General features: G+C 41.5%; 10 protein-coding genes, 1 pseudogene and 1 other annotated feature. Of the genes and pseudogenes, 1 reads left to right on the plus strand and 10 read right to left on the minus strand.

Going from position 1 to position 7824, the window contains the following annotated elements; translation table 11 throughout:
* Positions 1-23: 23 nt before the first annotated feature.
* From proC to DXN33_RS04465, 6 genes are all read right to left on the minus strand, one after another.
* Positions 24-821 carry a pyrroline-5-carboxylate reductase gene (gene proC / locus DXN33_RS04440; RefSeq protein WP_115904457.1) on the minus strand — a complete coding sequence of 266 codons (798 nt, stop codon included), beginning with the start codon at positions 819-821 and terminating at the stop codon, positions 24-26.
* Between the two features lie 3 nt (positions 822-824).
* Positions 825-2087, minus strand: a complete 1263-nt coding sequence (locus DXN33_RS04445; protein WP_115904458.1) for a glutamate-5-semialdehyde dehydrogenase — start codon at positions 2085-2087, stop codon at positions 825-827.
* Between the two features lie 9 nt (positions 2088-2096).
* On the minus strand, positions 2097-3206 hold the full coding sequence (proB, locus tag DXN33_RS04450) for a glutamate 5-kinase (protein WP_220312705.1): 1110 nt from the start codon (positions 3204-3206) through the stop codon (positions 2097-2099).
* Between the two features lie 109 nt (positions 3207-3315).
* On the minus strand, positions 3316-4206 hold the full coding sequence (locus DXN33_RS04455; protein ID WP_049510250.1) for an RluA family pseudouridine synthase: 891 nt from the start codon (positions 4204-4206) through the stop codon (positions 3316-3318).
* Positions 4196-4657 (minus strand): signal peptidase II, encoded by a 462-nt coding sequence (lspA, locus tag DXN33_RS04460; RefSeq protein ID WP_115904460.1) that lies wholly within the window; start codon positions 4655-4657, stop codon positions 4196-4198. Before lspA ends, DXN33_RS04455 begins: the two co-directional genes overlap by 11 nt.
* Positions 4654-5562 (minus strand): LysR family transcriptional regulator, encoded by a 909-nt coding sequence (locus DXN33_RS04465; RefSeq protein WP_001025694.1) that lies wholly within the window; start codon positions 5560-5562, stop codon positions 4654-4656. Before DXN33_RS04465 ends, lspA begins: the two co-directional genes overlap by 4 nt.
* Between DXN33_RS04465 and DXN33_RS09790 the strand changes: the two are divergent.
* Positions 5555-5629, plus strand: a pseudogene (locus DXN33_RS09790) (AraC family transcriptional regulator); the annotation flags it as partial. The gene DXN33_RS04465 and the pseudogene DXN33_RS09790 sit on opposite strands and share 8 nt — an antisense overlap.
* A gap of 175 nt (positions 5630-5804) precedes the next feature.
* On the opposite strand, the gene DXN33_RS04470 reads toward DXN33_RS09790, so the two are convergent.
* The 4 genes from DXN33_RS04470 to rplU all read right to left on the minus strand — a co-directional run bounded on the left by DXN33_RS04470 (position 5805) and on the right by rplU (position 7514).
* Complete coding sequence (locus tag DXN33_RS04470; protein ID WP_070842947.1) at positions 5805-6215, minus strand: DUF5301 domain-containing protein; 411 nt, start codon at positions 6213-6215, stop codon at positions 5805-5807.
* Positions 6216-6529: 314 nt separating this feature from the next.
* Complete coding sequence (gene rpmA / locus DXN33_RS04475) at positions 6530-6823, minus strand: 50S ribosomal protein L27 (protein WP_000916509.1); 294 nt, start codon at positions 6821-6823, stop codon at positions 6530-6532.
* A gap of 16 nt (positions 6824-6839) precedes the next feature.
* Positions 6840-7184, minus strand: a complete 345-nt coding sequence (locus DXN33_RS04480) for a ribosomal-processing cysteine protease Prp (RefSeq protein ID WP_000613699.1) — start codon at positions 7182-7184, stop codon at positions 6840-6842.
* 15 nt (positions 7185-7199) lie between these two features.
* Positions 7200-7514, minus strand: a complete 315-nt coding sequence (rplU, locus tag DXN33_RS04485) for a 50S ribosomal protein L21 (RefSeq protein ID WP_000109141.1) — start codon at positions 7512-7514, stop codon at positions 7200-7202.
* Positions 7515-7550: 36 nt separating this feature from the next.
* Positions 7551-7730 (minus strand) — a sequence feature (ribosomal protein L21 leader region).
* Between the last annotated feature and the right edge of the window lie 94 nt (positions 7731-7824).

The following is a 7824-nucleotide window of genomic DNA, read 5'->3' on the forward strand; positions in this document are numbered from 1 at the left end:
AAAGAGGCAGATAAAACTACCTCTTATTTACCTAATTCTTGTGTTCGTTTGTAGGATTGATGAACTGCATCCATGACTGTTCCTCGAAAAGCATGTGCTTCTAGGCTTGCTACACCAGCGATAGTCGAACCGCCTGGGCTACAAACTTGATCTTTTAAGACCCCAGGATGCTCTTGGCTTTCAAGGACCAATTGCCCAGCTCCTACCACAGTTTGGGCTGCCATTTTAAGTGATATTTCTCGTGGCAATCCTGTCTGAACACCCGCATCTGCCAAGGACTCAATAAAGAGATAGACAAAGGCTGGCCCACAACCTGCAAGACCTGTCGCTGCATCGATTAAGCCTTCCCCAAGTTCAACCAAGAGACCAGCCTTGGCTAAAAGCTGACAAAAGAGGTCACTGTCCTCAGCCCTGCAATTAGGAGACAAGGCATAACTAATCACTCCTTGACCAATAGAAGCAGGGGTATTTGGCATCATACGAATAATTCGGTGCTGACTTGGAAGAAGACTAGCCAGTTTTTCCAAGGTCAATCCAGCTGCCATGGAAATCAAAAGAAGACTTTCTCTTTTTTCAAGGATGGTCTGGTATTGAGAAAGCAAGTCTGAGAACTGAGCTGGCTTAACACCTAGAAAAATCACATCTGCTTCTGCAAAGATTTCTTCGTTGCTGGAAGCTTGACCGCCAAAGTCAGAAATGAAAGAATACACCTTGGCTTGACTACGATTGGCAAGGAGAAGGTCATCACCCGTCTTGGCCTGCAAAACAGCCTTGGCCAAACTAGCTCCCATATTCCCCAAACCGATAAATCCAATCTTCATCTCTTACTCCCTTACCTGTCCGTCACCAGTAACCACATACTTGTAGCTAGTCAACTCCTTCAAGCCCATTGGACCACGCGCGTGCAGTTTCTGAGTAGAGATCCCCATTTCACAGCCAAGACCAAATTGGCCACCATCTGTGAAACGAGTTGAGGCATTGACATAGACTGCTGCAGAGTCCACTTGATCTGTAAAGTAAGCTGCATCTTCAGCATTTTCCGTCACAATGGCGTCCGAATGATGGGTGCTATGAGCTTCAATATGCGCAACCGCTTCTTCTAAACTACTCACGACCTTAACCGCTAGGACATAGTCTAAAAACTCAGTGTCAAAGTCTTTGGCCTCAGCTGCTTGACCTGAAACAAACTGACTTGCTTTTTCATCCAAACGGAATTGAATTGGTTCCAGACCAGATTCTTTTCGATCTGCAACCAGTACTTGCTCCAAGCGAGGAAGGAAGCTTGCTGCCTTGTCTTCATGAACAAGTAGAACCTCCATGGCATTGCATACAGAAGGACGACTGGTTTTAGCATTGTTGATAATAGACAGAGCCTTGTCGTCATCTGCATCCTTATCTACATAGACATGGACAATCCCAGTTCCTGTCTCGATAACAGGTACGATAGCATTTTCAACTACGGCATTGATCAAACCAGCCCCTCCACGAGGAATGAGAAGATCTAGATAGCCCTTTGCCTTCATCATGGCATAGCTGCTTTCTCGGCTGGTATCTTCCACCAGTTGAATCACATCTGGGTGAATAGTAGTTGTTTCCAAGCCCTTCTTCAAGGCTGTGACAATGGCATGGGCCGTTTGATAGGCATCCTTACCACTACGAAGAACAACCGCATTTCCACTCTTGAGAGCCAAAGCAGCTGCGTCTGACGTCACATTTGGACGGCTTTCATAGATAATACCGATAACACCCATGGCCACACGTTTTTTGGTGATAACCAAACCATTTTCAAGCTGACTTGTTTCTAAAACTTCACCGATTGGATCTGGTAAAGCAACCACTTCACGAATCCCAGTTGCCATTGCTTCTATACGTCCTGCATCCAAATAAAGACGATCTAACATCACATCTGAGATTTTACCCTTAGCAGCTTCCATATCAATGGCATTGGCTGCTAAAATCTCCTCAGTAGCAGCCACTAAGTGGTCAGCCATGGCTAGCAGGGCTTGGTTTTTCACGACTTCACTAGCTGTGTTGATCGATTTTTTAACAGCCTGTACCTGTTCAAATTGTTCTTGTGTACTTACCATAGTTTACCTCTAAAATTCTGTAAAGAGTAGTTGGATTTCAGGAGTAATGGAAATCCAGTCATCACGGTGAATCAAGACCCCCTTGGCTTTTTGAGAACGCAACATATCCTCCAAAGCAGATGCTCCAAATTGCACACGTCCTTTTCCAAGTGATTTTCCACTTTCCTTGTCAAATACCGTCACGATATCACCGTAAGAAAAGGCTCCTTCTGCTTCAACAATACCAGATAAAAGGAGACTCTTTCCATGTTGAGAGAGAGCTTCTGCAGCCCCTCTATCAACCCAAATAGAACCTTGACTCTGAGCATAAAAGGCCAGCCATTGTTTCTGGGTACGAAGTCCCTTCTCTTGGGCAACAAAGTAGGAACCATCCTTGGTCTCCTCAGCTGCCTCAATCATGGCATCTGACTTTAAGGATGAGCAGATATAAACAGGAACTCCTGATTCTGTCGCGATAGTTGCAGCTTTGATTTTGGTTAGCATGCCACCTGTACCATTAGACGAACCTGCTCCACCGGCCATATCAATAATCTCACGATTGATGGTCTCGATTTTCTCCAAGCGTTTGGCTCTTGGATCTGAATTAGGATTTCCAGTATATAGACCGTCTACGTCTGTCAAGAGGACCAAAAGGTCTGCTTGGACCATGGCTGCTACCTGAGCACTTAGAGTATCATTGTCCCCAACCTTGAGCTCATCAATGACGACACTGTCATTCTCATTGATGATAGGAATCGCGCCACGGTTGAGTAAAACCGACAAAGCCTGATGAGCATTTTTATAACGGCGCTTATCCACAAAGTCATCCTGGGTCAGCAAGATTTGTGCAGAAACGATTTGGCGCAAGAGAAGATTGGTCGTGTATTCTTCCAACAAAAGCCCTTGCCCTACCGCTGCTGAAGCCTGTTTATCAGCAATCTTAGTCGGACGCTTTTTAAATCCTAAGGCACCAAAACCTGCAGCAATGGCACCCGACGACACCAAAATCAATTCATGACCAGCCTCGTGCAGCATAGCCAACTGTTGGGTAATAGCTTTTACTTTACTACGTGATAAACTTCCATCCTCATTCGTCAGAGAAGAAGTCCCCACCTTAAAGACAATCCGTTTGAATTTCATAGTCTCACTCCGATTCTTCATATTTATCCATTATAACATGAATGGCAGGAAATAGAAAAGAGTTGATAGGAAAAAGGTCGAGACAAGCCATCTCAACCTTTTATCAAATCTAATTCTTTCTCAATCTCTCCAAGGTTTCCTTAAAAATCTCTGGGATATCTGCTGTAAATTCCAAGATCTCACCTGTTCGTGGATGCGTAAATCCTAGAGTCTTGGCATGAAGAAATTGTCCATGTCCTTTCAAAGTCTTGCGAGGACCATAGACTTCATCACCAGCGACTGGATGACCAATATAAGCCATGTGAACACGGATTTGATGGGTGCGGCCTGTTTCCAACTGCAGCTCCACTAAACTATAATCACCAAAGCGTTCCAAAACGTGGAAACGTGTCACTGCAGGCTTCCCTTTAGCAGTCACAGCCTGTTTCTTACGGTCTTTTTCACTACGGCCAATCGGAGCTTCAATGACACCACGATCATTAGGCAGATTTCCATGAACAATCGCCCAATATTTGCGAAGAGACTTTTTATCCTTGAGTTCTTGAGCAAGTGCTAGATGCGCCTCATCGTTTTTAGCAATCATGAGAAGGCCTGACGTATCCTTATCAATACGATGAACAATTCCTGGACGCAGAACCCCATTGATACCCGATAAATCCTTAATATGGTACATAAGGGCATTTACCAGAGTTCCACTAGTATGACCAGCACTCGGATGCACAACCATTCCTTGAGGCTTGTTAACGACGGCCACATCCTCATCTTGGTAGATGATATCTAGCGGAAGATTCTCAGGCACATACTCTAAAACCTCTGGTTCTGGCACATGGTAAGTGACGATATCGCCCTCTTGGACAGTGTATTTAGCTTTCTTGACTTGGCCATTGACCAAGACCTGACCTGATTTGATTTGTTCATTCGCGAGACTGCGTGATAATTCTGTCAAATCCGACAAAGCCTTATCCAAACGCAGGCCACCAGTTTCAATTTTAATTTCCATTTATTTCCTCTTTTAACATCGCAATCAATAAAATAATCACTCCAACAGTCAGATAGCTATCTGCCACATTGAAAATTGCAAAATTGATAAAGTCCACATGAAACATATCCACAACAAAGCCCTGACTCACCCTGTCAATAAAATTTCCAAGACCACCTGCAATGATCAAAGTCAAACCCAAGACCATCCAGAGTGAGTCCTCCATGTGTTTATGTAGATACCAAATGGCACCTACCATAACGACCAGTGTAATAATAGCAAATAACCACTGCTGGTCTTGTAAGATAGAAAAGGCTGCCCCTCGATTTTGCAGGTAGGTCAAGCTAACGAAATTGGGAATCCAAGAGCGCACTTCACCCAGTGGAATCTGCTGGACGATATAGGACTTGACTAACTGATCAAGCCCAATCAAAAGCAATACAATGACTGCCACTATTCCTCTTTTTTTCATGATTTCCTCTTCTGATTAAAATATTCTTGCATGACTTCTACAAAGAGAGTCCCAGCTTGACTAAGCTCCACCTCTTCACGTTTAACATAGACCATGCGATTATCTAGGTTATCCTTGAGACGAATAACTGTAATACCATTAACACTGTCACTATCTAAAAATCCAGAACCAGTCGCATAGGCATCCGTCCGCTCCAAAATACCATTCAAGGTAGCACGGTCTGTCACATTGAACATCTGTGAGCTCGCACTGGTATCAACAAAGTTCTCTGAGTAATAAAGATACTCGTCTTTTTCTTGAGTAAAACGAACCGTTGGTAGATCCGCTAAATCCTCCATAACCAATTCCTCTTTCTGAGCCAAAGGATGCCCCTCACGGAGATAAATATGGGTATGGAAGGGAATCAATTCAATGACCTCAAGGCCTAGCTTTTCAACCCGTTGCATGATACCCTTTTTATTTTGATTGTTGAGGTAGATAATCCCAATCTCACTATGCCCTTGCGCTACTTCGTCTAATATTTGAACAGTAGTTGATTCAAAAATACGGAAGTTCTTATAATCAGGATAGCGCTCTGAAAAGGCCGTAATGGTTGGTGGCAAGAAATCATAGTGCTGACTAGCAATGGAAAATTCATCTTTTTCTTCCTCAGGATTGGCATACTGATTTTGAAAAATATCAAATCCTTTAACCAATTCTTGCGCTTTTTCATAGAATTCCATACCACGACGAGTCAAGAAAGTCCCTGAGCTGGTCCGACGGAAAATCTTAAAGCCCAACTCTTTTTCCAAATCACGAACAGAAATGGACAGACTCGGCTGACTAACATACATCTTTTCAGCAGCTTCACGAAAAGTACCGCTATTCGCAATAGCCACAACATAGCGTAATTGTTGAATGTTCATCTTCTACCCCCAACTTCTTTATCTTTTCATTATACCATATTTTAGAAGTTTTCCAAAAAGGAAAAAAGTCTGGAAATTTTCAAGTCTAATCGAATACTCTAATACCCCAATACAAGAATTAGAATGATATCTTTTTTCAGTCCTCATTTTATTTCAAACAAATAAAAACAGCAAATCTTGTTGATTTACCGTTTAAAACATGATACAAGAAAACTCTCTAAAAATTTCTTTTATTCTATAAATCAACTAGAATAAGCTTCTTCAACCCTATTCGCTATATCTGGACTTACCTCCCAAATCCCAACATAGGGTTGTTCAATATATTGTTTTTCTTTCATAGTATATAGATAGGCTACACTATCATTTTCTTCATTCTGATGAGAGAATTTGATAATGATGTAATCTTTAACATTTGTCGGTTGATCATTTAAACTTTCTAAAGTTGTGGAGGTGGACTGCTTCTGTATCTCGTCAATCAATTTTGAGATTTCTTCTCTCTTGGTTATAGTTTTAATATCTTCAGAGATTTTTTTCTGCAGGGAAATTACAGAGATCGTTTCAGGTTCAGGAAGAACAAGTTTTTTCTTACTGACACAAGCAGATAAAACAAGAAAAGAGATTGAACAGACTATTATAGTGATAATTTTTTTCATACAGGTTTACATCCTTTCCATATTTCTGCTAGCTTACTAAGATAAAATTATTATATCAAATCTTAGCAATTTTTACAATATCTTATTCCCTTATAACATTCATTACTGTAAAAGGCTCACATTCCACTATTTTATAATTGTATCTAAAAGACAAAGTAGCCGACAAGTTCGCTTCTTATATAGGATTTTAAAATATGGGTACCAAAACAAAAAAACAGGCTCTCCGAAAACTCGGAAAGCCTTAGTTTATGCTACTTCTAGCTTCCTCGCCTTTATATTTCAAGGCTCGGGATAAAAAGGTTCACTGGACCTTTTTATTTAGCGATTGGGTAAACAGAAACTTGTTTTTTATCGCGTCCTTTACGTTCAAAGCGTACTACGCCCTCAACTTTAGCGAACAAAGTATCGTCTCCACCACGTCCAACGTTTACACCTGGGTAGATGTGTGTACCACGTTGACGGTAAAGGATTGATCCACCTGTTACAGTTTGTCCGTCAGCTGCTTTAGCTCCAAGACGTTTCGCTTGTGAATCACGTCCGTTTGATGTAGAACCTCCACCTTTTTTGTGGGCGAAAAGTTGCAAGTTGTTAAGAGTCATTTTTAACATAATGTTTTCCTCCGTGTTAGTTTTCTGTGATAACTCTGGTTTGGACAAACTCAGAAGAGTTCTCCGATAAGTTTGCCATACCTAAGAAAAATGATTCAAAGAATAACTGGGTCATTTCTCTCTGGTGTGAAGGAAGATCTTTTGGAATTTCAACCATCAGATAGCCACCTTCATCTTCGTTTAATTCTAGGATTGGTTCATAGCCTGCAAATTTCTCAATTGAATTGATAAAGTTAATGGCAAGCGTAGAAACCGATGCACACACGACATCTAAGCCGTATTCGCCACTCTCGGCGTGTCCAGTAATTTCCGCACTCCTCAGCTCGCCATCTTCGGCTCTCTCAAAGACTGCTTGTATCATGTGTTCTCCTTAAAATTAAGCGTTAATTGCGTTGATGACAACTTTTGTATATGGTTGACGGTGACCTTGTTTACGGTGGCTACCTTTTTTAGGTTTGTACTTGTAAGTAACAACTTTCTTTTGTTTTCCTTGTTTTTCAACAGTTCCAACTACAGTAGCTCCAGCAACAAGTGGAGTTCCGACAACAGTGTTTTCACCACCAACAAGAACAACTTCGTTAAAAGTAACTTCTTGACCAGCTTCAACGTTCAATTTTTCAACGTAAACTGCTTGACCAACTTCAACTTTAACTTGTTTTCCGCCAGTTTTGATAATTGCGTATGTGCTCATTATGCACCTCCTATGATTTTTATGGGTTTCCCCGATTTTTTTGTGAAGACTCGCCTAGCATCGTGGGACAAACCACTTAAAAGAAGAGCTCTAAGTATAACAAAGAATAAACTAGGAATTGAGCCGAAGACATAACTTATGTTAGGCAAGGCGACAATGACGAAGTTTAAATTTGTTATACGACGAGCAACGATGTTCGTGCGGTTGCACAGGATTGTGCATAGTCAACTCTTCAAGTATAGCATATCTCCTATTTTCTTACAAGTAATAACACCTAAAATGAAGCTTTTTCTTTTACTTTTTTTTCCCC

This window comes from Streptococcus sp. NM, from assembly GCF_003390135.1.
Taxonomy (GTDB): Bacteria; Bacillota; Bacilli; order Lactobacillales; family Streptococcaceae; genus Streptococcus.